A 21,797-nucleotide genomic window follows, 5' to 3' on the forward strand; every position below is an offset into this window, starting at 1 on the left:
CTCCTGACTCCTGACTCCTGACTCCTGACTCCTGCCTCCTGACTCCTGCCTCCTGCCTCCCGCCTTCTAAATTCCTTTTTGTAAGGAGAATTGGACTTGCTTAAATTCTTGTAGTAAGCGATTTTTGAGCTTTTCGGGGACGGGACGGGAACCGTAGGCGGTGTAGTAGCCCGCGAGGGAGTTTAGGGCTGTTTGCATGGTGGTGAAGGATCGGAGACCGCCGGAGCTTTTATCCTTGCGATAACGGGCGATATAGTCGTTAATCTGGGATTTCGCTAAAGATTGCACCTCGGTTTTGTCCGGGGCATCTTTGGGGAGATCGAGAGCTTTGGTGAGGGTTTCGATCACCTGTAGGGTATCCTGGCCGTAGTTGCCGGAGAGACCGGAGGTGCTAGAACAGCCCATCAAGCCGATCGAGACCGCAAGAACCAGAGCCAACAGGCGGGAAATGTATTTTTTTAGAAACATAATTGCAATACGATAGTTGAGCGCGAGTTTCCCTATCGTATCAAGAAACCGTGACCGATTGAACGCGAGAGATCGGCTCTCACGGCTCGAATAGCTACCGTAGAAGGGCTTTTATTAACGTATCGCGCGCGAGAAGCCACGCTATCCAGAACGCGAGGTGGAGTCCGACAATCGCCCAAAATATTATCTGATAGGACGTTTTAATGCTTTTGTGATGCAACTTTCGCTGGGCGATAAATCCTCCCGGCCAACCACCGAATAGTTCACACAGATGCAAGGTTTTTTCCGGCGTTCTTCGATCGCCCCGTCTCGCGCGCGATTTATCATCCGCGTATAGATTAAAAGTAACTACGCTCATCAAGGGATAGAGAAAAAGCGGGATCGGGTTCCCCATTGTCAAAAAAAACTGAATCGAGCCGATTATCGGCAAAATTGATAATAAAGATAATCCTAGGAACGGGAAGGGATAATTCGGGAGGGAATCGGAGAGGGTTTTTCGCTTATCGGGTGGGGTCGATGGGTTCGATCGACGGTTCGCCCCCAAAATAAAGGCATTCGTGGCACGACTCTTGCCGTTGTTATCCGAAGAGGGAGTGTAATAAATCGTGTCGCCCACTCGCGGACGACGGGTAGCATCTTTGATATCGGAGATATGTAAAAAAATTTCCCTGCCGCCATCCACGGGGCGAATAAAACCGAACCCCCGATCATCCTTCCATGTGGTTAATTGCCCCTTGCTTAGACCTCGTTCCATCTCTATCTATAAACCGTGAATTTGATGCTGTCCACTATCGTAACGCGAGATCTCGCTACAGGAACTGGAAGATCGACAATATTAGTATCCTCAATCTTTTTTTGTCAATCTCTTGAAAACAAAAGACCGAAAGTAAACATTTTTTTTACTAATGATTATTTGAAAATTATATTCGATCGGGGAATGTCGATCGAGCGATTTTCCTCAAGAAATATAACCCCGCGATCGGGTTGCCGCGATCGTCGAGAGGGGGGCTATAACAGGCGATCGATCCCTCGTTCTCGATCGCCGATAACACTACCCCGCTAACCCCCGATTTTGTCGGGAAACCCACGGATTTCGAGAACTCGATCGAGTCCTCGTACAGTCCGCAGGTCGCCATAATTTCTAACACGATCGAGCGGATCGGATCGGGAGAATTCAGGAGGACGATTCCCAGTTTCGATAAATCGCCCACCGTCCCCGAAAGACAACAGATATAGTTATAGGTTTCTAAGGCTAATCCGGAGTTTTTCACATAGCCTCTCGCCTCCAATTCCTCGACTAAAGACCGATTGCGAGGGTTGGGCAGGGAAAAAACCGATTCGGCGATCGGCTCATCGAGGAATAACTGACAATTGCCGCTGGTATTGAGCCAGCGTTGCAAAATCTCACAACGTTCGCGGGCGGTTTCTCCGGGCAATAAATCGGCGAGGGCGATCGCCCCGCTATTGAGCATGGGATTTCGAGGGAAACCGTTATCCTTTCGTAATTGTTCTAGGGAATAAAAGGGATAATTCGAGGGAAATTTACCGACTCGCTCGAATACCGTTTTCCTACCTTTATGAATTAACAAATACAGCAGGAGAAACGGTTTAATAACACTCATTAACGGGAAAATCAAGCGCTCGTTCCCTACAGAAATCACCCGCCCGTCTAGACTTCTAATCTGTACGGCCAGCGCCTCCGGATTCGCTTGGTTCAACCAGGGGATATAATTAGGAAGCCGCCCCCCGATCGCCTTTTCCCGCGCCTCGATCGCCCAAGCCTGTAAATCCTCTACCCTTACCCCGGACAACCGATCCATCGTACCCCCATGCACTCGGTCAAAGAAGCGGAAACTATCATTCTAGATCGGATTCAACCGGTCGCCGAAAGGGAAACCGTACCGCGCGATCGCTCCCCCGGACGGATTTTAGCCGAACCGATCCGTGGCGAGTTCGATTTTCCCTACGAGGATAATTCGGCGATGGATGGCTACGCGGTTCGTTACGGGGATGTAGAAAGCGCGAGTACCGATAATCCCGTTAGTTTAACGATTATAGAGGAAATTCCCGCGGGAAAAGCCCCGTCGAAGTCAATTCATCCTGGAGAAACGGCGCGAATTTTTACCGGGGCGATCGTTCCCGATGGCGCGGACACGATCGTGATGCAGGAGAATACGAGGAGAGAAGGCGATCGAGTCCTGATTTTTTCCCCTCCCGATCGCGCGGGCACTTTCGTGCGGAAACGGGGCGCTTTCTATCGATCGGGCGATTTGTTATTATCCGCCAACACGCCGATAAACGCCCCGGAAATGGCGGTTTTAGCCACCGCGGGCTGTATCGAAGTCCCGGTGTTCCGTCGTCCGCGAGTGGCGATTTTTTCCACCGGAGACGAGTTAGTGAATCCCGGCGAACCCTTGCAAACGGGGCGGATCGTCGATTCCAACCGCCACGCGTTAACGGCTTTCGTCACGAGTATCGGCGCGATCCCGATTCCATTGGGGATCGTTCGAGATAATCCCGACGATCTACGGGAAACCATGCAAAAAGCGATCGATTCCGCCGATATCGTTCTTTCTACCGGCGGCGTTTCCGTGGGAGATTACGATTATATCGAGAAATTATTAGAGGAATTAGGCGGCGAAATTCACATCCGTAGCGTGGCGATTCAACCGGGAAAACCGTTAACCGTGGCTACTTTTCCGAATAATTGTCTGTATTTCGGAATCCCCGGAAATCCCGTTTCCGCGTTGGTGACTTGTTGGCGTTTCGTCCGGGGGGCGATCGGGAAATTATCCGGGCGATCGGATTATCAAATTCAATTTCGATCGGCGATCGCCCGCGACCCGTTGAAATCGAAAGGAGAACGCGAGGTTTATTTCTGGGGACGGGTAGAAATTGTCAACGGGATGTATGAATTCCATCTCGCGCCGGGACAATATAATTCCGCGAATTTAATCAATCTCGCGGGAACGAACGCCCTCGCGGTACTTCCCAAAGGGAGATCGATCGCCAAAGAGGGAGAAACGGTAGAAATTTTGTTGGTTTAATTCGCGGTGAGACGCGATAAGGGCGCGAGGCTCGCGCCCCTACAGAAAATCGATTATTTCACGTAATAAAACGCGATCTCTTTGTCCTTGAGAGGGGCGAAACCCGCATCGGTTAGCATTTGATTTAACTCATCTTGCGGGATGTGTTTCGCGCCGATCCGGACGATCCGCGAGCGCATGGTGTTAGAAACGCCACTGCGTTGACGGCCGGCCTCTAAACCCATAACTTTGTGATAGAGTTCTAATTTTTCGGGAGGGATGGGAGTCCCGTCGAAATCGATCCCACTCTCGATCGCCACGTCGATCGCGTCCGCACCCTTAGTCGATTGTGTTTCCGTAGACATAAAGAAATCCTAAAAGAATTTCCGTCATTGTATCAGTCGATCGATCTCCCCCGCTATGATTGTAAGAGTAATCTTCCAGCGCGGTTTCCTATGCCTCGATTGCCGACCTATCAACCGAAACAGCTATCCCTAGGCCCCCTAGAAGCGGAAATTCTCGAAATTATCTGGGAATTGGGAACGGTAAGCGTCAAGGATGTCCATGATCGCATTCTCGCCGATCCCGATCGGGAACTCGCTTACACCTCGGTGACAACGGTACTACGCCGCCTCACCAATAAAGGATGGTTGACCTGTTACAAGGAAGGTCGTGTATTCTATTGGAAACCGCTGGTTTCTCGCGAACAGGCCCACGCCATCCACGCTTACGATCGCTTACATCGTTTCCTGGCGATCGGTAATCCCGATGTGGTCGCTTCCTTCGCGGATAGTCTCGATACCGCCAGTGTCGAGCAAATTGAAGCTATCGCCCAGCGTCTAGCAAAACTTCGGGAAAAACGGGGTAAAAATGGCAATTCATAGCCTAATGTTGCTCTTGGCTCTGGCGATCGCCCTCGGATTGCGCTCCTTTTTGCCCACCTATCAACGCCGTTGGCAGATCTCGCTATTTTTCTTTCTCTTTCCGCCGTTACTGTTGGTAATGACGGCGATCGCGGTGATTTGCATGGGCTACGGCGGCCAGATGTTCGGCTACCACGAGAATCGCCTTAGTTATGTCCTAGCGCTCGCCTGGATAAGTTTCGCGCTGTTTTCCCTGATCCAACGCTACTATCAAGCGGATCGCGCCCGAAAATACCTCGAAAACTATCCCCGCGCGATCGTCGAGGGACAACCCGCGAGAATTATCGATCTGGACTTCCCCTACAGCGCGCGGGTGGGTCTGTGGGACTCGGAATTAGTGATCACGAGAGGATTGTTAGAACTGCTCGACGAAGAGCATTTAAGCTCCGTTTTAGCCCACGAGAGCGCGCATTCGGACTATCGCGATACCTTCTGGTTTTTCTGGTTGGGATGGGCCCGATCGTTTTCCGCGTGGCTTCCCAATACCGAGGAATTATGGTCGGAATTGGTCTTTTTACGCGAGTTACGCGCCGATAACCACGCCGCGCGTTCCGTCGATCCCCTACTGCTCGCGGAATCTTTACTACAAGTCGCGCGAAAAGTCAATCAGGTTTCGGCGATCGAATTTCCCGCGGAATGTTGCGCGACCCTGGCCGATGAATCTTTAAATAACCGTTTGTTAGAAAGAATCGATGCCCTAGTGGAAGAAGAAACCGAATCTCCCCGATTTTGTTGGCAAGTATGGGTTTTACTCTCTTTTTCCCTCGCTCCCTTTCTACTACTCCCCTGGCATTCCTAAGAAAGCGGGAGGTAGGAGGTCGAGAAAATCGGTTTATTATGGTTGATTTTGCCCGAGAATAAAAAATTTATCCCGCGTATTTCGTTATGAGTCAGAAGTTAGAAATCGGTCAGAAAGCGCCGTCTTTCTCGATTAACAATCAAGACGGAAAACTCACTAGCCTACAGGATTTCGCCGGAAAATGGCTGGTTCTGTACTTTTATCCCAAGGATAATACTCCGGGATGTACGGTAGAGGCGACGGATTTCAGCAAATTCTCGCCCGATTTCGCGGGATTGGGGGCGGTCGTCGTCGGGGTTAGCCCGGATTCGGAGAAGTCCCACTGTCGCTTTATCGAGAAACAATCGCTCTCGATCGAACTCCTCAGCGATCCCGACCATCAGGTGGCGGAAGCTTACGGCGCGTGGGGTTTAAAGAAATTCATGGGTAAGGAATATATGGGGATTTTGCGATCGACTTTCTCGATCGATCCGTCCGGAAATATCGCGTACATCTGGCCGAACGTGAAAACCAAGGGTCACGCGGAAGCCGTTTTACAGAAAATTCGGGAGTTACAGCGCTAAGCCGTCAGCTTTCCAATCGGGATTTTTAAAGAATACCTTTTCCTCCTGCCCCCTGCCTCCTGCCTCCTCCCGCCTCCTACAAAAACTATCGCCCGCGCTCGATCGACCGAAACCGGTAATCACGAACGCGGGCGATAGAAGCTCGATCGATCTAGTAATTTAGAACAGACCGAGGGTGAGAGATTTGTCGATGGGGAAGGTCGCGCCAGCGCCTAACCAGATCGTCACGATCGTACCGAAGAGGAAAATCGCGGTAGCGACAGGACGACGGAAGGGATTCTGGAACTTGTTGACGCTCTCGATGAAAGGAATGAGCATCAGTCCGAGGGGAACACCCGCCATGCCAGCGATCCCTAACAGTTTGTTAGGAAGGATGCGGAGGATTTGGAAAACCGGGTAAAGATACCACTCGGGGAGGATTTCAAGCGGGGTCGCGAAGGGATCGGCGGGTTCCCCGATCATCGTGGGATCGAGAATCGCCAGACCCGTGCAGAGTCCGATCGTTCCCAGGATCACCACGGGGAACACGTAGAGAAGGTCGTTAGGCCAGGCGGGTTCACCGTAGTAGTTGTGACCCATACCTTTAGCCAGTTTGGCACGAAGCGCGGGATCGGCGAGATCCGGCTTTTTCAAGGTGGACATGGATGCTCTCCTTAACTGATTCGGATCGACAGATGGACGTTAACTGAATTATAAAGGCCGGAAATTATAACGGCCCGGAAATGCCCTGCTTACGGATCATCAAGAAGTGCATTAACATGAAGACCGCGATCGACCAGGGAAGGACGAAAGTGTGCAGGCTATAGAAACGGGTTAAGGTGGCTTGACCGACGCTCTCGCTACCGCGCATCAGGGTAACGAGTTGATCGCCGACGACGGGAATCGCGGCGGGAACCCCGGACACGATTTTAACCGCCCAATAACCGACCTGATCCCAAGGTAAGGAATAGCCCGTTACCCCGAAGCTGACGGTGATGACGGCGAGAACGACACCCGTAACCCAGGTGAGTTCGCGGGGTTTTTTGAAACCACCGGTCAGGTACACGCGGAAGACGTGGAGGATCATCATCAACACCATCATGCTGGCGGACCAGCGGTGGATGGAGCGGATTAACCAACCGAAGTTGACCTCGTTCATGATGTATTGAACGGAAGAGAGGGCTTCGGCGACAGTGGGTTTGTAGTAAAAGGTCATCGCGAATCCAGTGGCGAACTGGATCAGGAAGCAGACGAGGGTAATACCGCCCAGACAGTAGAAAATATTGACGTGGGGGGGAACGTATTTGGTGCTGACATCATCGGCGATCGCCTGGATCTCTAACCGTTCCTGAAACCACTGATATGCTTTAGAATCCGTTACTTGTTTGGTAAACATGAAGCCAAGATCTAGAAAAGATGAAAGATTGTAGGTTTCTCCATTAAAAAATGTAACACGATTTCCGCCCGAATTCTCGCTCTCGCAAGGTTTCCGCCGGCCTGTCATCCCTCGATCGAGCGGGTTGATCCGATTCGATCGAGAATTTTGTCAGGAAATTATGATAAAAGGTGAGCGCGAGGTTGATTCTCCAGGACGAGATGGGTATATTGAAGGTGAGGCCGCTTTTTAACCGATGTCCGTTCAAATCCCCTAACCTTAGTTCAGTATTCTCTTACGAGTTGTATTGCTATTGCCCGCGGCAAAGCGATCGATATACAGTATTGTCGAGATTGTTTCCTGGTCCGTCTTTGTTCAAGTTATTGTGTTTTTCCCGTAAACACGGCGCGTAAAAAATAAAAATTTAAGTACGAGAAGGAAAGAAAATCATGAAATCATCGTTATCAATGATCGAACGTTATACTTTTGGCAACGCGGGCGTATATTACGGTAACGCGACCGGCGGAACCGACTCGGAGCGGTTAAAAAACGAGTTGCTTCAAGAATCCCCCGAACGTCAACGAGCGTTGATTACCTTAGCGACAAAGCAAATAGAAACGCAAGAAAGAGCGGCTCGATCGATCGTGGCGAGTAATATCGCCGGATCTAAAATGATCTCGGCACAGATCGGGCAACAGACGCTACAAATGCAAAGTACGGTAAGAGAAGTTGGAACGAGGATTTCCAACAATATTACCGAGATGGGAGCGACTATTTCGAGCAATATTAATTCTGCCGCCGATCGAATGTCTAGTTCCATCGATTCGCTAGGTCAAAAACTCTCTATTGAGTTAGGCGAAATCCGATGGCAGTTAATCCAACAAAATCAGACACTGGATAAAATTCTAGCGATCTTACAGGAGAGCCGGAACAACGAGGCTCGTCAATTAGTATTTCAAGGAGTGAGACTGTATGTAAATGGACAATACCAGCAGGCGGAAGAACGATTCCTGCGCGCTCTCGATTATGACAGGATCGATTATCAAGTATTAATGAATCTTGGATATATAGAATTACACAAAAACAATTCACAGCAGGCTCTCCAGTATTTTCAAGAAGCCCTTTCTTTACCCGCAAATTTAGATAACCTTTCAAAAGCTAGAACTTTATGGGTTATCGCTCGTACTCATTACGCCCGACAAGATTATCAAAATGCTTTAACTTGTGCGGAAAGATCTCTGGCATTTGATTCTCAATCTCCTAAACATCTCTTTACCGTAGGTGTTTATGCGTCTCTATCCAATCAACTAAATAAAGCGTTAAACACTATCAAGCGGTCTATTGAAATGGATGACTCTCTATTCACACTTGCCGCTATCGAACCCGACCTCGAACCCGTCCGGCAACCTGTTTTAAAATTATTGGGAGATATGTCGATAGAAATTCATCGTCAAGTCGAAGGATCGATTAAGGATATTCAAGATTTATTCGCTCAAATCGAGTCCTACAAGAGTATTAAAGAGTGTCCTGATTTTATGATAGAATTGCGACAGTTATTCGACGAAGTTCAAAAAAAATTTCAAAACCCTTCTTATTCTGACTGTGTTTACAGTAGTAAAATACTCAAGTTTTTAAAGCGGGCGTGCGAGTCGGCAAATACAAAAATGCCATTAATGGACGAATCTTTAACAGAATTAGAAAAATTAAATCAAGAAAAATTGATGATAGAGCAAAAATTAACCGTTCAAGAATTACAGGTTCAACGAACAGAGAATAAAAAAAGCGGGAATAATAATGATAATAACTTTGAGAGTGTAGAATCAATTTTTTCACTCATGGTAGCAGTAATAATAGGCTTGTTGAGTGCCATAGTATATCTTTACCTTATTCAGAATTGGTTTTTGGCTATAATACTAAGCTTTGGTTTCGTATGTTGTTTCTGTTTTGTGGTGTATTTAATAGTTTCAAGTATCGAGAATCGAATCCAAAAACAACGCGAGCAAGAAATTAATAGAAAAAATGTTTTAATAGAAGCGTTGAAAGAAATAAATAAAGAAATCGATCTTAGACAATCTTTTCTAGAGGATTCGTATGATTTCTTAAACGCTTTATTGGAGTCTAAAGATTACAAAAATTTATTGAAAATAAAGTATCGTGATTTCGTATAGTCGCTCGAAAGGGGAAAGTACACATAGATTCTTATTACTAAGTGACTACATCCCCATGAACGTACCTGAAGTTACCGAAAAACGCTATATCCAGTTTCTAGCTAAATTTGAGAATTCGAGTATATCGACTTCTCGTTCAACAATTCATCACGGGGAAACTTCTCGATCGCTCATCAATTATCGGTTCCATAACGAGGTTTCCATTAACTTACGGAACTCAATTTTCCTAATTCAACGCTCACCGTGTCGAAGCGATCGACTCCCACGGTAGGAGAGAATTTCCAAGCCGATCGGCTCCCCGGTGATCGAATCCTTAATCAGAATAATCCCGTCTCCTAACTCGGTGCCCACCTGTTCTTTTCTAGGCGCTTGCCAGAATACCGTGAGTAATTCTGTCTCCGGTTCGTAGAAAACTTTTACTTGAGCCATAGCGTTTCTCGAAATCTACCATTGATTTTCTCGATCGAACTCGTTTTCTAGACCTAACCAATCCTTCAAATCCGGTTCGAGAGGTTCATAATCTCCCGATCGATAATCGGACTCGGAAGCGGCAATACTCTCCCGTTCTTCTTCGGTAACTTCTTCCTCGCCGTATCGTTCCTTGAGAAAAATCGCGTAATCGAGTATTCGCGAGAGGAGAGAATCGGGTATCTGTTCTATTTCTCGAATAAGCCGATCTTTAAGGGTCATAATTTTGCTGTTATCGTTCATAGACCGGTTCATCGCGTTTCCCCTTTTCACGCCACCTCAAGTTCGTAATGCAAGACCAGAAATTCATCGGCCGACAGAACAGCCATCGCGTACTCCCGACCTTGACTATCCGAGAACTCGACTAAATATTGATGGCGGGAGTCTTTTTCGTACACCTCGACCACCGTTCCCACCTGTCCGCTAGGTAGACTCGAAACCATGTCGTAATCCGGCTCGACTAAAGTTAATCGCTTCCGAGGAACCGAGTGGATGAGCGCTACCGTATCGAAGAGTTTGATTTCTCTCATATTCCCTCACTTGATAAAGACAGAAATTAGGCGGGGATTAGGATTCGTCAAACCGATCTCCCAAATAGTCCGCAGTTGTATTCCTTCCCGATCGGGTATCGTCCAGTCTACTTTAAACTGTCGGCCGAATTCTGTAACGACTTGTTGGACAACTTCCCCCTCAAGGGCGGCCTGTTGGATAAGATCTCGTAATTCCTCGGCATTCTCGGCGGTGATTCCCAAACGAGCGCGAAAAACTCTGGCTTTATTGTTTCCTCTGGAATGTTCCGGATTCAAACGATAGCCGATTAGTTTTTCCATCGAGATCTCCGCCAGTTCGCCGTTGGGTAACTTCATCTCGGTTCACGCGACCTCTCTCGCTTTCCGCGTACCCCCAAAATTATTGTAGCCACGGAGAGCGACCTACCCCGATCGGCTCGATCGACCGGGAATTCCGAACCCCGGCGGGTCGATCGATAACTTATCCCTATCGGAAAACTTCCCCTAGGGCTTGACATTGGCGCGAATCTCCCGACAATGTTAAGTTAAATTAACCGTTAATCGGAAACCCTATAAGGAAAACGTCACATGGTAGCAACTCCCATCCAGCAGAAATACGAGATTAAAGATATTGGCCTAGCCCCGATCGGTAAACAGCGCATCGAGTGGGCGGGTCGCGAGATGCCCGTTTTGCGCCAGATCAAAGAACGCTACTCGATCGAGAAACCCTTCGCCGGCATCCGGATTTCCGCGTGCTGTCACGTCACCACCGAAACCGCCAACCTAGCGATCGCCCTCAAAGCGGGCGGAGCCGACGCGGTACTGATCGCCAGTAACCCCCTCTCCACCCAAGACGACGTGGCCGCCTGTCTCGTCGCCGATTACGGTATCCCCGTCTACGCTATCAAAGGCGAAGACAACGAAACCTATCACCGTCACGTTCAGATCGCTCTCGACCACAAACCCAACATCATCATCGATGACGGTTGCGACGTGGTGGCGACCCTCGTGAAAGAAAGACAGTACCAATTAAGCGACATCATCGGTACTACCGAAGAAACCACCACCGGGATCGTCCGTTTACAGGCGATGCTTCGCGATGGCGTGTTAACCTTCCCCGCGATGAACGTCAACGACGCGGAAACCAAACACTTCTTCGATAACCGCTACGGAACCGGTCAATCCACCCTCGACGGCGTGATCCGCGCGACCAATATCCTCCTCGCCGGCAAAACCCTCGTCGTCGCCGGTTACGGCTGGTGCGGTAAAGGCGTTGCCATGCGCGCCCGCGGTCTCGGCGCGAACGTGATCGTCACCGAGATCAACGCGGTTCGCGCGATCGAGGCCGCGATGGACGGTTTCCGCGTCATGCCGATGGGCGAGGCCGCCAAAGAGGGCGACATCTTCGTGACCGTCACCGGTAACAAACACGTCATCCGCGGCGAACACTTCGACGTGATGAAAGACGGGGCGATCGTCTGTAACTCCGGTCACTTCGACATCGAGATCGATCTCGAAGCCCTACGCGCGAAAGCCTCGGAAGTGAAAACCGTCCGCAACTTTACCGAACAGTACAACCTATCCACCGGCAAAGCGATCGTCGTTATCGGCGAAGGTCGTTTGGTCAACCTCGCCGCCGCGGAAGGACACCCCAGCGCGGTCATGGATATGAGCTTCGCCAACCAAGCCCTCGGCGCGGAATACCTCGTCAAAAACAAAGGACAACTCGCCCCCGGCATCTACTCCATCCCCTACGAGGTCGATCAGGAGATCGCCCGCATCAAATTAAAAGCGATGGGCATCTCGCTCGATTCCCTCACCGAAGACCAACTCACCTATATCAACTCCTGGACTTCCGGAACCTAATCGCGAGATAAACGACAGGGTGGGTAACTCCCACCCTGATTCGTTACAGAACGATTCGCTTTATGCCAGCTTCCCGTCAATAATGGCATTTCAACAATAAATCTCCCGCAACCAAGCTTTTTATCTTTTTAATACCGTTAGTTCTGTATTCCTTCTCCTGACTCCTGGCTCCTGACTCCTGTATTCTTGAAAAATTATGACTGAATGGATTACGAATACAATGACCACGATGGGCTATCTCGGGATAGCCCTCTTAATGTTTTTAGAGAACCTTTTTCCGCCGATTCCCTCGGAATTGATCATGCCGCTCGCGGGTTTTACCGTCCACGAGGGGAAAATGTCCTTTCTTCCCGCGGTAATCGCCGGGGTGGTGGGAACCGTGATTGGCGCTTTACCCTGGTACTATATCGGTCGGATCGTCGATGAGGCGAAAATCGAACGCCTCGCGGATAAATACGGCAAATGGATCACCGTCTCCGCGAAAGATATTCAAAAAGCGAATGAATGGTTCACCCGTCACGGGGGTAAAGCGGTTTTACTCTGTCGCTTGGTGCCGGGGGTACGGACATTAATTTCCCTCCCCGCGGGAATGAATCATATGCCGATGTTGCCGTTTTTACTGTACTCGACGATCGGGACGACCCTCTGGGTGGTTTTCCTGACGGCGGCGGGATATCTGCTCGGCAAGAACTATCCTCTCGTGGAAGAATATATCGGGCCGGTCTCCAAGATCGCGCTCCTCTCTCTCGTTATCTGGTTTATTATCTGGATCGTCCGCAAGCGGAACCGCCGTTACGAGGGATAATCGGAAAGTTTTTTCTCGATCGCCGGACGGGTTTCGGGCGATCGAGAAGCGAGGGAGGCAACCATCATTTTTGTTTTAGTCTAAATGCTCTTCTCTGGCTTCACTAGACGCTGAATGTTGACTTCTCCGTGCCGATCGAGACAATTTAATACGCATTCTGGCAGAGTATCTAGTAAACTGACAGTTGCTGTAGATTTGGAGATCGCGCCATGACATTTGAATTTGAATATCCCGATAACCTAAGATACACGGAAAGTCACGAATACGTCAGATTAGAAGGCGAGATCGCGACCATAGGGATCAGTTCCTTCGCGATCCGCGAGTTGGGCGATATTGTTTTTTTTGAACTGCCGAAGGTGGGAGACACGATCGTGGCGGGAGAACCGATCGGCACGGTCGAATCGGTCAAAGCGGTCGCGGAACTCTACGCCCCCGTCTCCGGAACCGTGACCGCGCAACATGGCGACGTGGTCGATGATCCCGCGTTAGTCATGGACGATCCCTACGACGATGGCTGGTTATTCCAAGTTCGCGTGGACAATCCCGATACCGCCCTCGCCGGCACCCTCGGTGCCGGTGAATACCGCGCCCGAGTGGAAGGCGAAGGTTAATTATTATTAATGCTATCCAGTCGGGCTTGACCCTATCATAGAGAAGTAAAGAACAGGAAGCGCGAACTCTTCCTGCTTTTTGTGTCCGTCGATCCGTTTCCCTTCTCGTCCCTCGCCCGATCGAGCGGGGTTTTCCACCAACCGCGCGAATTATGCTCAATCCCAACCTAGAAGCCATCGAACTCTCGAAAGACGAGGTTCAACGCTACTCCCGTCATATTATCCTGCCCGAAGTCGGCCTCGACGGTCAAAAACGTCTCAAGGCGGCCAGCGTTCTCTGCATCGGAACCGGCGGTCTCGGTTCCCCTCTCCTTCTCTATCTCGCGGCCGCGGGCATCGGGCGCATCGGTATCGTCGATTTCGATATCGTCGATAGTTCCAACCTCCAGCGCCAGATCATCCACGGAACTTCCTGGGTGGGCAAACCGAAAATCGTTTCCGCCAAAGACCGGATTCTAGAGATCAACCCTCACTGTCAGGTCGATCTTTACGAGACCCGGATCAGTTCCGAAAATGCCCTTGACATTTTAGCCCCTTATGATGTAGTGATCGACGGGACGGATAACTTCCCCACCCGTTACCTCACTAACGACGCTTGCGTTCTCCTCGACAAACCCAACGTCTACGGCTCGATCTTCCGGTTCGAGGGACAGGCGACCGTTTTTAACTATCAAGGCGGCCCTAACTACCGCGATCTGTATCCCGAACCCCCACCACCGGGAATGGTTCCCTCCTGCGCCGAGGGGGGCGTGTTAGGCGTATTACCCGGCGTGATCGGCACCATTCAAGCCACCGAAGCGATTAAAATCATCCTCGGCGCGCCGGATACCCTCAGCGGGCGATTACTGCTCTACAACGCCTGGGAAATGAAGTTCCGAGAACTGAAACTGCGTCCCAATCCCGTCCGCCCGGTGATCGAGAAATTAATCGATTACGAACAATTCTGCGGTATCCCGCAAGCGAGAGAACAGGAGGCCAAACAACAGATGGAAACCTCGGAAATGACCGTTACCGAGTTAAAAGCCCTGATCGATAGCGGCGCGACCGATTACGTTCTGCTCGACGTGCGGAACCCCAACGAGTACCAGATCGCCCGGATTCCCAATTCCGTGCTAATTCCCCTGCCGGAAATCGAGAACGGTTCCGCGATTCCCCAAGTCAAGGAACTGGTGAACGGTCATCGCCTGATCGCGCACTGTAAGATGGGCGGTCGATCGGCCAAGGCGCTCGCTATCCTCAAAGAAGCCGGGATCGTCGGCACGAACGTGAAAGGTGGGATCACCGCCTGGAGTCGCGAGGTCGATCCTAGCGTTCCGGAATATTAAAGCTACAGAGTGGGCGAGGCGACCTCGCCCCTACCATCCTCGATTTTGGGAACGGTCGTTCCGCTTTGAAGAATCGGTATACTTTCCGACTCCCGCCTCCCGCCTCCCGCCTTCTCTGACCCCTCCCCTACAGGAATCTGCTAAAATCGAGCCGAGGAATTATCCCGATCGGGTGTGAGAATGACGATGAAAAGCTGGATCAAAAAAATCACCGTTTACGTGGCGATCGCTACCGTCCCGGTGGGTTTACTGGAAATAACCCGACCGACCCCGGTACTCGCCAATCAATTCGATACTTGTATCCGTCAGATCGCCGGCGCGGGAGTTAGTCCGCGAGACGCGGCGCAAGCCTGTTCCGACGCGCTGATCCCGAAAGAACTGTCCCGGTGCGTGGCCATGATTAACAGCCGAACGCCGATCGACGGACAATCGGCCCTGCTCGCCTGCTATCAAGTCCGACGACCGATCGATCTGGCCAACTGCGTGGTCGATATCCATCGCGCCGTTCCGGCGATCGCCGCCGCTCCCGCGACCAAACAAGACAAGAAAGCCCCCTCCGAACTCTCCCTACAAACCCTGGATTCCTGCCGGAAAAGTTTACTACCCGGCCGTTTCTCCGAGTGCGTCATCGCGACGAGTCGGGACGTGGCGAAAGAAACCCCCGCGGAAGCGCTCGATACCTGTTTGAGCGCCGAGGATTTCCCCCGCGATCTCTTCCCCGCTTACCCGCAGAATCAGAACCTGAACGAACTCCGGCCCTAGAGAGCGATCGCCGGCGGTCACGGGAGTAGGGAACAGAACCCTACTTCCGGGTTATCTTGGAGATGTGAGTATTTACCTCCGCGGGAGAGATGATTATGACGTGGCGCGGTTCGACCGATGCGAAAGATCGGATTTTCGGGGCGTTAGCTTATTTATTGCCCCTATATTCGTCCTATGAGTTCGGTATTTTTTTATTCCGACAGATCCCCGGATTGGCGGAGATTCTGGCGATCGCCTTATTCCCGATCGCTTTCCTCTATAATTCCCTCAATTCCCTCGGTCCGTTCGGCAGTTTAATTGTCTTTTTCGTGCTCTTTCTCGCCGTCGTTCGCAACCCGAGAATCGCTCATTTTATCCGATTTAACACCATGCAAGCGATTTTAATCGATATTTTGGTGTATTTGGTGGGATTATTGTTAAGTTGGGTCGCCAGAGTAATGGGCGCGAATCTCATCGTGGAAACGTTATTTAACGTGATCTTTTTGGGCGCGTTAGCGGCCTGTGTTTACTCGATCGTGCAATCGGTTCTCGGGAAATACGCCGAGATCCCGACCGTTTCCGATGCCGCTTACAGTCAGGTCGGCGGTTAATTCGCTTCCCGCGCCGGCCGGGAGGGACTTGAGTTCGTAACTCTTTTCGGCTACAGTCTCTCCAGAATGACCGGGTTCGGTACGAGGCTACTATGTCCATCACTCCACTCAAACAGGCATTACGCAAACTCAGGGCCGAAAGGGGAAAAATCGCTGACTCGGTGAGCCGGAAAACGCCCGCCCGCGTCAATCGTTGGTTTAAATGGTTATCGCCCGGTCTATTCGTCAAACGTTGGTTACTAATTAGTTTAACGGGGGTATTCCTAACCTCGTTCGGGTTAGCCGTCTGGGTGAAATTAACCCCCGTCAATCGGATTTTAGAATTTATCTCCCAATCGCTGGAAACCCTGACCCGGTTGGTTCCGAGCTATGTATCGGGGCCGCTCGCGGTGTCGCTCGGGGTATTCTTGTTACTGTGGGGTCAGGGTCGCACCGTGGAAACGATCACCGAAGCCCTCCAGCCGGACGGTTCCGAGGAATTGGTCGATCGATTGCGCGCCCACCGTCGTCTGCACCGGGGGCCGAAAATCGTCGCTATCGGCGGGGGAACCGGGTTATCGACCCTCCTACGCGGTTTAAAGCAGTACAGCGCCAATATTACCGCGATCGTTACCGTGGCCGATGACGGGGGTTCGTCGGGACGACTGCGGCGCGAGATGGGCATCCTCCCGCCGGGGGATATTCGCAACTGTATCGCCGCGTTAGCCGATGAAGAGAGATTGTTAACGGAATTATTTCAATATCGCTTTCACGCCGGGGACGGGTTATCGGGGCATAGTTTCGGCAATCTGTTCCTGACGGCGATGACGGAAATCACCGGCGATCTGGAACGGGCGATCGACGCGAGTTCGCGGGTACTGGCCATTCGGGGCAAAGTTCTTCCCGCCACCCTCACCGATGTGCGTCTCTGGGCGGAAATGGACGACGGCCGGGTGATCGAGGGGGAATCGAAGATCACCGAAGCCAACGGTCGTATCCTTCGGATCGGTTGTCATCCCGCCGATCCGCCCGCGTTACCGGCCGCGCTCCGGGCGATCGAGGAGGCGGATTATATTATCATCGGGCCGGGCAGTCTTTACACGAGCGTGATTCCCAATCTCTTGGTTCCCCAGATCCGCGACGCGCTGGCGGTCGCGACCGTCCCCCGCATCTACGTGTGTAATATTATGACCCAGCCGGGAGAGACGGATCATTACACGGTCGCGAATCACCTTCAGGCGATCGATCGCGTCTGCGAACAGCCGGTCTTCGACGCGGTTTTAGCGCAGAGAAACCCCCCGTCTCCCGTAGCGTTGGAACGGTACGCGCGAGAACAGAGTCATCCGGTTTTTCTCGATCGAGAGGACGTGGCGCGATTGGGCTATCGGGTGGTTCTGGCGAACGTGATGGCGGAAAACGCGGAAACCGCCCAGGTTCGCCACGATCCGCAGAGGTTAGCGCGGGTTCTCTGGCGCTGGTACACGAAGAAATAGTCGGGGCGATCGCTTTTCCCGCGAGAGTTCCCGATCTCGCCGGAATTCCGCCCGAATATCGGGGAACCGGCTCGCGGCGATCGAGCGATCGAACTACCTCTTGAATAGCCGATTCACGAGTTAAATAACCGTCGTAACCACGAACTTCGATCGTGCAGGAAAACATTGGCGCAGTTGCGTCCCGGCATTCCCGAGATCGAGCCGCCGGGGTGGGTTCCCGCGCCGGTCAGATAGAGATTTTTAATCGGCGTTTTGTAATTCGCGATCTCCGGTAACGGACGTAGGAAGATCATCTGATCGAGGGTCATATCCAGATGATAGTAATTCCCCTTGTAAGAACCCAAGCGATTCGCCAATTCCGCCGGACTCTCCACCCGACGCGCGATGATCGAGGATTTAAGATTCGGCGCGTAACTCGCGAGTTTATCGATCACCCGATCGGCCACCCGATTTTTGATCTCGTCCGTCCATCCCGTCCCGTTGAGTCCCGTTCCCTCCGCGCCCGCGATCTGGTAGGGCGCGAAAAACTCGATCCAGAGGGTGTGTTTTCCCTCCGGGGCCATCGAGGGATCGAGCATCGTCGGCACATCGAAGTATAACGAGGGATCTTCGTCGGGAATCTCGCCCATAATCGTCAGCGCGTGGGCTTTCTCGACGTGGCGCACCGAATCGGCGATCAATAGCGTTCCCATTAAATACTCGTCTCGGTGATTGTACGCCTCGAATCGGGGAGGTTCCGAGAGCGCGCAATCGATTTTAAGAATTGTTTCGTTGTTATTGACAATTTTCCGTTCGATTCTCTCCCGCAGTTCGGGATCGGCACCGTCCACGTCGGCGGGATCGAGCAGTTGCAGGAACACCCGGCGCGCGTCGATATTGGAGATAACGCCCGCGGTCGCCCGGTATTCCTCGCCGGACTCGGTACGGACCCCGATCGCTCGACCGTCCTCGACGAGAATCTGTTTCACCGAGCGATCGACCCGAATCTCCCCGCCGAGACTTTTCACGCACTTCACCAGAGCCTCGGTAAGCGCGCCCGTCCCCCCGCGCGGTCGGGCGACTCCCGGCGAGTGACGCATGGCCATCATCATCATTCCCGAGGTAATACCTTTTTGAGACGGGGGAGCGCCGATTTCCGCCGCTAGACGGGCGAGGGGAGCTTTCACGAACTCGCTCTCGAACCACTCGTTTAACACGTCCTCGGGGGAGGTGATCATCGTGCGGATGAAATCGAGCAGTTTCTTTTTCGAGCCGATCGATCTCCAGACCTGCCGGAGCGCGTTACCGTCGTAGTTGCGGGCGATATTGAGGAAAGCCTGGGGCGGCGCGTTGAACCACGGGGCGATCGCCGTCATCAAGCCCTCCCAATAGGCGATAAATTCAACGTAGCGATCCCCGTCGCGGGGGCTAAAACGGGCGATCTCGGCGCGGGTACGCTCGATCGAGCGGTAGGAGAGAAAATATTTCCCGTCCGGGTGAGGACAGAAAACCGTCGGATCGAAAAAGAGATATTCCAACCCGTACCGTTTTAATTCCAACTCCTCGATCACGGGCCCGAGAAAAATAAACTCGTGATCGATGGCGCAGAGGTTGAACTTGAACCCCGGCGCCGCGTCGGGAATCACCTCCTCGGTAGTGGCCGCCCCGCCGGGAACGGATCTCCGCTCCAACAGGAGTACCCGATACCCGGCTTTGAGGAGATACGCGGCACAGACTAACCCGTTATGGCCCGCGCCGATGAGAATGATATCGTAGCTTTCCATGCGCTTTCTAAAATTCCTACTTTTATTTTGCGCGTTTCTTGACAGTAATATGTTAAATATAGTAAAGATTGCTTGAACGAGCGGGGGCGCGCGGGTCTTTATTCTATGAGTTATTTTTTGAACGTAATCCAGCCATCGGGAATTTTAGATGGTACGCGGGCGGGACAATTCCGGGAAGAAATCACCGATGCCGTCCGAGAGGGAGCGACGGTAATCCTCATCGATTTTCAAGAGGTCACGTTCATGGATAGTTCGGGGTTGGGCGCGTTGGTTCTCTCCCTAAAAACCGCTAGAACGGCGGGCGCGGAACTATTTTTATGTTCGATCAACGAACAGATTCAAATGCTATTCGAGTTAACCAATATGGATCGGGTATTCGAGATTTTTGACAATCGCGAGGAATTTGAACGGAAAAGAGCGATCGGATAATCGGGCGAGGAAATCTTGTAATACATCTATCTAGCGGGATATTTACGCGATTGTTTTCGCGGGAATCGAAACTCTCTCGGTCTTTTTCAGGCACCTTTAAAGTTCACTTGCATGATCGAGAGATCGTCGTTAAAATTACTGCCGATCTGTAAGGCTTGAATGGTTTGGATAAAGCGATCGAGATCGGCGAAACAATTCTCGTGATACTCGTGTAAGGCTCGAATAAAGTTCTCTAATCCCCAGATCTTTCCCCCCGGGCGATCGAGTTCGTAGATACCGTCGCTGAATAGATAGAGACTGGCGGGAGATTCGATCGGGTGGGATAAATTCACGTACTCCGCTTCTAAAAACATTCCGATCGGGAAACCGGGCGCTTTTAATCGGGTTTCCTCGATATGTCCGGAGAGGGTTTTAGAAAGTAAGATCGCCGGGGGATGTCCCGCGCTGGCGTAGGTTAATTCCCGGCGGGCGGTATCGTAAACACCGTACCAGATCGTGAAATATTTATCATTGCGCTGGGTGATCTGGAAAACCTGATTGAGTCCGTGTAAAACCTCGTTCGGTTGATAGTAATTCACCCGGTTCAAACTTTTCGATCGAATGAGATTGATCACCGATAGGGAGGGTAAAGCCGCCCGTAGACCGTGACCGGCCACATCGAGAAGGTAGAGAACTAAATGATCCCGATCGAGCCAGTAATAATCGAACCCATCGCCCCCCAATTGACGGGAGGGCAAAAAACGGAAATCGATCGAGATATCGTCCCCTTTCAAGGGTTCGGGTAGGATCGATCGCGCGTAATCCGCCGCCTCTAAAAGTTCCATTTCTAAAAGTCTTTTTTGCGCTTGGAGATCGTGGCTGAGTTGATGCAGTCTCATCCCGGCTCTCACCCGCGCCTGTAACTCGTTGATCTCGATCGGTTTACATAAAAAATCGTCCGCCCCCGCGTCCAGTCCCTTCACCCGATCTTCCACCGATCCCAACGAAGTTAAGAGGATAAAAAACGTCGTCGAGAGTTCCGGGGTCATCTTGATCTGACGGCATACCTCCAACCCGTCGATCCCCGGCATCATCCAATCGCAGATCACCATCGCCGGGTGTAGCTGTCGCGCGAGAGAAAGTCCCTCGTCCCCATCGCTCGCGACGACTACCTCGTAAACTCTCTTGAGCGCGCGTTCGAGCATGGTTCGGATCGCTACGTCGTCGTCAACCACTAGGATTTTCGCCATACTTTACCTAACTCGATTTCTTTATCTTACTTCTCGCCCGATCGACCGGGACGGGGCTTTTCCCCCGCGATTTCTCTCGATCGGAAAGAGACCGCGACCGTTACACTAGAGGTGAGCGATCGGGCTTTATTGCCGCGATAGCTTGATTTTTACCTTACTCGATTCGTGAGGCGACGCGGGGCGTGAAAATTTCTTTCAAGGTGGACGGCGAACTTCAATCGCTAGAGACCGTTTTGAAATATTTCGACCAACTCGATCGAGCGGGGATCGCTCGAAAGGATTGGCTACAATGTCAACTCGCCCTCGCGGAGGGATTCACCAACGCCGTCCGTCACGCTCACAAAAATCTCCCCCCCGAGATCCCGATCGAGATCGAGATCGAGCTTACCCCGGACGGTATGGATCTCCGCATTTTCGATCACGGCCCCTCCTTCGACCTCGAAAAATACCTGCGGGAAAACCTCGCTCCCGACGCGCTCCGCTCGGGCCGCGGCCAGGGAATTCCCATCCTCCGCAAGATCGCCACCCATCTCGCCTACCAACGCACCCCGGACGATCGGAACTGTTTATCGATCGTCAAATCCTTTACCCCTCCGGCCGGCCGGTAATCCCTTCACCCTTTCCCCCTTCCCCTTTCCCCTTTCACCCCCAGCCTACACCCGACACC

General features: G+C 51.7%; 26 protein-coding genes and 1 pseudogene. 14 read left to right on the forward strand and 13 right to left on the reverse strand.

Translation table 11 applies throughout. The features are described 5' to 3' along the window. Positions 1–66 precede the first annotated feature (66 nt). From psb27 to V0288_RS17500, 3 genes are all read right to left on the reverse strand, one after another. Positions 67–468: a photosystem II protein Psb27 gene (psb27, locus tag V0288_RS17490; RefSeq protein WP_332866432.1), complete on the reverse strand. Its 402-nt coding sequence runs from the start codon at positions 466–468 to the stop codon at positions 67–69. Positions 469–562: 94 nt separating this feature from the next. Beyond that, positions 563–1,222, reverse strand: coding sequence for a DUF1294 domain-containing protein (locus V0288_RS17495; protein WP_332866433.1), 660 nt, complete (start codon positions 1,220–1,222; stop codon positions 563–565). Positions 1,223–1,388: 166 nt separating this feature from the next. After that, on the reverse strand, positions 1,389–2,288 hold the full coding sequence (locus tag V0288_RS17500; RefSeq protein ID WP_332866434.1) for a glutaminase: 900 nt from the start codon (positions 2,286–2,288) through the stop codon (positions 1,389–1,391). Positions 2,289–2,297: 9 nt separating this feature from the next. On the opposite strand from V0288_RS17500, the gene V0288_RS17505 reads away from it, so the two are divergent. Continuing rightward, complete coding sequence (locus tag V0288_RS17505; RefSeq protein WP_332866435.1) at positions 2,298–3,515, forward strand: molybdopterin molybdotransferase MoeA; 1,218 nt, start codon at positions 2,298–2,300, stop codon at positions 3,513–3,515. Between the two features lie 53 nt (positions 3,516–3,568). Here V0288_RS17505 and V0288_RS17510 read toward each other — a convergent pair whose 3' ends face one another. Beyond that, complete coding sequence (locus V0288_RS17510) at positions 3,569–3,859, reverse strand: small RNA NsiR4-regulated ssr1528 family protein (protein WP_332866436.1); 291 nt, start codon at positions 3,857–3,859, stop codon at positions 3,569–3,571. A 90-nt stretch (positions 3,860–3,949) separates the two neighbouring features. Between V0288_RS17510 and V0288_RS17515 the strand changes: the two genes are divergently transcribed. The 3 genes from V0288_RS17515 (at position 3,950) to bcp (ending at position 5,779) form a co-directional block, all read left to right on the forward strand. Continuing rightward, complete coding sequence (locus tag V0288_RS17515) at positions 3,950–4,378, forward strand: BlaI/MecI/CopY family transcriptional regulator (RefSeq protein ID WP_332866437.1); 429 nt, start codon at positions 3,950–3,952, stop codon at positions 4,376–4,378. Further along, positions 4,371–5,216 (forward strand): M56 family metallopeptidase, encoded by an 846-nt coding sequence (locus tag V0288_RS17520; protein ID WP_422662008.1) that lies wholly within the window; start codon positions 4,371–4,373, stop codon positions 5,214–5,216. The genes V0288_RS17515 and V0288_RS17520 overlap by 8 nt, the downstream gene beginning before the upstream one ends. 86 nt (positions 5,217–5,302) lie before the next feature. Further along, positions 5,303–5,779, forward strand: a complete 477-nt coding sequence (bcp, locus tag V0288_RS17525; RefSeq protein WP_332866439.1) for a thioredoxin-dependent thiol peroxidase — start codon at positions 5,303–5,305, stop codon at positions 5,777–5,779. Here the strand turns inward: bcp and V0288_RS17530 are convergent. The 3 genes from V0288_RS17530 to petB all read right to left on the reverse strand — a co-directional run bounded on the left by V0288_RS17530 (position 5,768) and on the right by petB (position 7,154). Continuing rightward, positions 5,768–5,902 carry a hypothetical protein gene (locus V0288_RS17530; RefSeq protein ID WP_332866440.1) on the reverse strand — a complete coding sequence of 45 codons (135 nt, stop codon included), beginning with the start codon at positions 5,900–5,902 and terminating at the stop codon, positions 5,768–5,770. The genes bcp and V0288_RS17530 overlap by 12 nt on opposite strands. 36 nt (positions 5,903–5,938) lie before the next feature. Further along, positions 5,939–6,421 carry a cytochrome b6-f complex subunit IV gene (gene petD / locus V0288_RS17535; protein WP_332866441.1) on the reverse strand — a complete coding sequence of 161 codons (483 nt, stop codon included), beginning with the start codon at positions 6,419–6,421 and terminating at the stop codon, positions 5,939–5,941. A 64-nt stretch (positions 6,422–6,485) separates the two neighbouring features. Then, positions 6,486–7,154 (reverse strand): cytochrome b6, encoded by a 669-nt coding sequence (gene petB, locus V0288_RS17540; RefSeq protein WP_332866442.1) that lies wholly within the window; start codon positions 7,152–7,154, stop codon positions 6,486–6,488. Positions 7,155–7,582: 428 nt separating this feature from the next. Here petB and V0288_RS17545 point away from each other — a divergent pair, with 428 nt between their 5' ends. Beyond that, the gene (locus V0288_RS17545; RefSeq protein WP_332866443.1) at positions 7,583–9,301 is read left to right on the forward strand and encodes a tetratricopeptide repeat protein; all 1,719 of its coding nucleotides are present in this window, start codon (positions 7,583–7,585) and stop codon (positions 9,299–9,301) included. A gap of 203 nt (positions 9,302–9,504) precedes the next feature. On the opposite strand, the pseudogene V0288_RS17550 reads toward V0288_RS17545, so the two are convergent. The 4 genes and pseudogenes from V0288_RS17550 to V0288_RS17565 all read right to left on the reverse strand — a co-directional run bounded on the left by V0288_RS17550 (position 9,505) and on the right by V0288_RS17565 (position 10,635). Then, positions 9,505–9,730 (reverse strand): annotated as a pseudogene (locus V0288_RS17550) (hypothetical protein). A 15-nt stretch (positions 9,731–9,745) separates the two neighbouring features. Beyond that, a complete protein-coding gene (locus V0288_RS17555; protein WP_332866445.1) occupies positions 9,746–10,012 on the reverse strand; it encodes a hypothetical protein in 267 nt (88 codons plus the stop codon). 26 nt (positions 10,013–10,038) lie between these two features. Then, complete coding sequence (locus V0288_RS17560; protein ID WP_332866446.1) at positions 10,039–10,299, reverse strand: DUF4926 domain-containing protein; 261 nt, start codon at positions 10,297–10,299, stop codon at positions 10,039–10,041. 6 nt (positions 10,300–10,305) lie between these two features. Continuing rightward, positions 10,306–10,635: a DUF6883 domain-containing protein gene (locus V0288_RS17565; protein ID WP_332866447.1), complete on the reverse strand. Its 330-nt coding sequence runs from the start codon at positions 10,633–10,635 to the stop codon at positions 10,306–10,308. Between the two features lie 231 nt (positions 10,636–10,866). Here V0288_RS17565 and ahcY point away from each other — a divergent pair, with 231 nt between their 5' ends. From ahcY to V0288_RS17600, 7 genes are all read left to right on the forward strand, one after another. After that, the gene (gene ahcY / locus V0288_RS17570; RefSeq protein ID WP_332866448.1) at positions 10,867–12,144 is read left to right on the forward strand and encodes an adenosylhomocysteinase; all 1,278 of its coding nucleotides are present in this window, start codon (positions 10,867–10,869) and stop codon (positions 12,142–12,144) included. 196 nt (positions 12,145–12,340) lie between these two features. Continuing rightward, positions 12,341–12,949 (forward strand): DedA family protein, encoded by a 609-nt coding sequence (locus V0288_RS17575; RefSeq protein WP_332866449.1) that lies wholly within the window; start codon positions 12,341–12,343, stop codon positions 12,947–12,949. Between the two features lie 209 nt (positions 12,950–13,158). Next, entirely contained in the window at positions 13,159–13,560 is a 402-nt protein-coding gene (gene gcvH / locus V0288_RS17580; protein ID WP_332866450.1) for a glycine cleavage system protein GcvH, read from the forward strand. 152 nt (positions 13,561–13,712) lie between these two features. Then, entirely contained in the window at positions 13,713–14,885 is a 1,173-nt protein-coding gene (gene moeB, locus V0288_RS17585) for a molybdopterin-synthase adenylyltransferase MoeB (RefSeq protein ID WP_332866451.1), read from the forward strand. A 186-nt stretch (positions 14,886–15,071) separates the two neighbouring features. Further along, the gene (locus V0288_RS17590; protein ID WP_422662009.1) at positions 15,072–15,647 is read left to right on the forward strand and encodes a hypothetical protein; all 576 of its coding nucleotides are present in this window, start codon (positions 15,072–15,074) and stop codon (positions 15,645–15,647) included. Positions 15,648–15,742: 95 nt separating this feature from the next. Continuing rightward, positions 15,743–16,237, forward strand: coding sequence for a Tic20 family protein (locus V0288_RS17595; protein WP_332866453.1), 495 nt, complete (start codon positions 15,743–15,745; stop codon positions 16,235–16,237). A 98-nt stretch (positions 16,238–16,335) separates the two neighbouring features. Beyond that, positions 16,336–17,709, forward strand: a complete 1,374-nt coding sequence (locus V0288_RS17600; RefSeq protein ID WP_422662010.1) for a gluconeogenesis factor YvcK family protein — start codon at positions 16,336–16,338, stop codon at positions 17,707–17,709. Between the two features lie 113 nt (positions 17,710–17,822). On the opposite strand, the gene crtO is transcribed toward V0288_RS17600, so the two are convergent. After that, the gene (gene crtO, locus V0288_RS17605) at positions 17,823–19,472 is read right to left on the reverse strand and encodes a beta-carotene ketolase CrtO (RefSeq protein WP_332866455.1); all 1,650 of its coding nucleotides are present in this window, start codon (positions 19,470–19,472) and stop codon (positions 17,823–17,825) included. Between the two features lie 105 nt (positions 19,473–19,577). Here crtO and V0288_RS17610 point away from each other — a divergent pair, with 105 nt between their 5' ends. Beyond that, entirely contained in the window at positions 19,578–19,901 is a 324-nt protein-coding gene (locus V0288_RS17610) for an STAS domain-containing protein (RefSeq protein WP_332866456.1), read from the forward strand. 86 nt (positions 19,902–19,987) lie between these two features. On the opposite strand, the gene V0288_RS17615 is transcribed toward V0288_RS17610, so the two are convergent. Further along, positions 19,988–21,130: a PP2C family protein-serine/threonine phosphatase gene (locus tag V0288_RS17615; protein ID WP_332866457.1), complete on the reverse strand. Its 1,143-nt coding sequence runs from the start codon at positions 21,128–21,130 to the stop codon at positions 19,988–19,990. Between the two features lie 182 nt (positions 21,131–21,312). Here V0288_RS17615 and V0288_RS17620 point away from each other — a divergent pair, with 182 nt between their 5' ends. Beyond that, positions 21,313–21,738 carry an ATP-binding protein gene (locus V0288_RS17620; protein ID WP_332866458.1) on the forward strand — a complete coding sequence of 142 codons (426 nt, stop codon included), beginning with the start codon at positions 21,313–21,315 and terminating at the stop codon, positions 21,736–21,738. The last annotated feature ends 59 nt before the right edge of the window (positions 21,739–21,797 follow it).

Source organism: Pannus brasiliensis CCIBt3594 (assembly GCF_036688125.1).
In the GTDB taxonomy this organism is placed as follows: Bacteria; Cyanobacteriota; Cyanobacteriia; order Cyanobacteriales; family Microcystaceae; genus Pannus; species Pannus brasiliensis.

What these genes read in the sequence shown, in the direction of transcription:
- V0288_RS17555 (WP_332866445.1), bottom strand. Translation starts at nt 10,012, where the DNA reads ATGAACGATAACAGCAAAATTATGACCCTTAAAGATCGGCTTATTCGA.
- psb27 (WP_332866432.1), bottom strand. Translation starts at nt 468, where the DNA reads ATGTTTCTAAAAAAATACATTTCCCGCCTGTTGGCTCTGGTTCTTGCG.
- V0288_RS17495 (WP_332866433.1), bottom strand. Translation starts at nt 1,222, where the DNA reads ATGGAACGAGGTCTAAGCAAGGGGCAATTAACCACATGGAAGGATGAT.
- petD (WP_332866441.1), bottom strand. Translation starts at nt 6,421, where the DNA reads ATGTCCACCTTGAAAAAGCCGGATCTCGCCGATCCCGCGCTTCGTGCC.
- V0288_RS17515 (WP_332866437.1), top strand. Translation starts at nt 3,950, where the DNA reads ATGCCTCGATTGCCGACCTATCAACCGAAACAGCTATCCCTAGGCCCC.
- bcp (WP_332866439.1), top strand. Translation starts at nt 5,303, where the DNA reads ATGAGTCAGAAGTTAGAAATCGGTCAGAAAGCGCCGTCTTTCTCGATT.
- V0288_RS17505 (WP_332866435.1), top strand. Translation starts at nt 2,298, where the DNA reads ATGCACTCGGTCAAAGAAGCGGAAACTATCATTCTAGATCGGATTCAA.
- V0288_RS17610 (WP_332866456.1), top strand. Translation starts at nt 19,578, where the DNA reads ATGAGTTATTTTTTGAACGTAATCCAGCCATCGGGAATTTTAGATGGT.
- V0288_RS17590 (WP_422662009.1), top strand. Translation starts at nt 15,072, where the DNA reads ATGAAAAGCTGGATCAAAAAAATCACCGTTTACGTGGCGATCGCTACC.
- V0288_RS17560 (WP_332866446.1), bottom strand. Translation starts at nt 10,299, where the DNA reads ATGAGAGAAATCAAACTCTTCGATACGGTAGCGCTCATCCACTCGGTT.
- V0288_RS17595 (WP_332866453.1), top strand. Translation starts at nt 15,743, where the DNA reads ATGACGTGGCGCGGTTCGACCGATGCGAAAGATCGGATTTTCGGGGCG.
- gcvH (WP_332866450.1), top strand. Translation starts at nt 13,159, where the DNA reads ATGACATTTGAATTTGAATATCCCGATAACCTAAGATACACGGAAAGT.
- ahcY (WP_332866448.1), top strand. Translation starts at nt 10,867, where the DNA reads ATGGTAGCAACTCCCATCCAGCAGAAATACGAGATTAAAGATATTGGC.
- crtO (WP_332866455.1), bottom strand. Translation starts at nt 19,472, where the DNA reads ATGGAAAGCTACGATATCATTCTCATCGGCGCGGGCCATAACGGGTTA.
- moeB (WP_332866451.1), top strand. Translation starts at nt 13,713, where the DNA reads ATGCTCAATCCCAACCTAGAAGCCATCGAACTCTCGAAAGACGAGGTT.
- V0288_RS17545 (WP_332866443.1), top strand. Translation starts at nt 7,583, where the DNA reads ATGAAATCATCGTTATCAATGATCGAACGTTATACTTTTGGCAACGCG.
- V0288_RS17500 (WP_332866434.1), bottom strand. Translation starts at nt 2,288, where the DNA reads ATGGATCGGTTGTCCGGGGTAAGGGTAGAGGATTTACAGGCTTGGGCG.
- V0288_RS17565 (WP_332866447.1), bottom strand. Translation starts at nt 10,635, where the DNA reads ATGAAGTTACCCAACGGCGAACTGGCGGAGATCTCGATGGAAAAACTA.
- petB (WP_332866442.1), bottom strand. Translation starts at nt 7,154, where the DNA reads ATGTTTACCAAACAAGTAACGGATTCTAAAGCATATCAGTGGTTTCAG.
- V0288_RS17615 (WP_332866457.1), bottom strand. Translation starts at nt 21,130, where the DNA reads ATGGCGAAAATCCTAGTGGTTGACGACGACGTAGCGATCCGAACCATG.
- V0288_RS17510 (WP_332866436.1), bottom strand. Translation starts at nt 3,859, where the DNA reads ATGTCTACGGAAACACAATCGACTAAGGGTGCGGACGCGATCGACGTG.
- V0288_RS17575 (WP_332866449.1), top strand. Translation starts at nt 12,341, where the DNA reads ATGACTGAATGGATTACGAATACAATGACCACGATGGGCTATCTCGGG.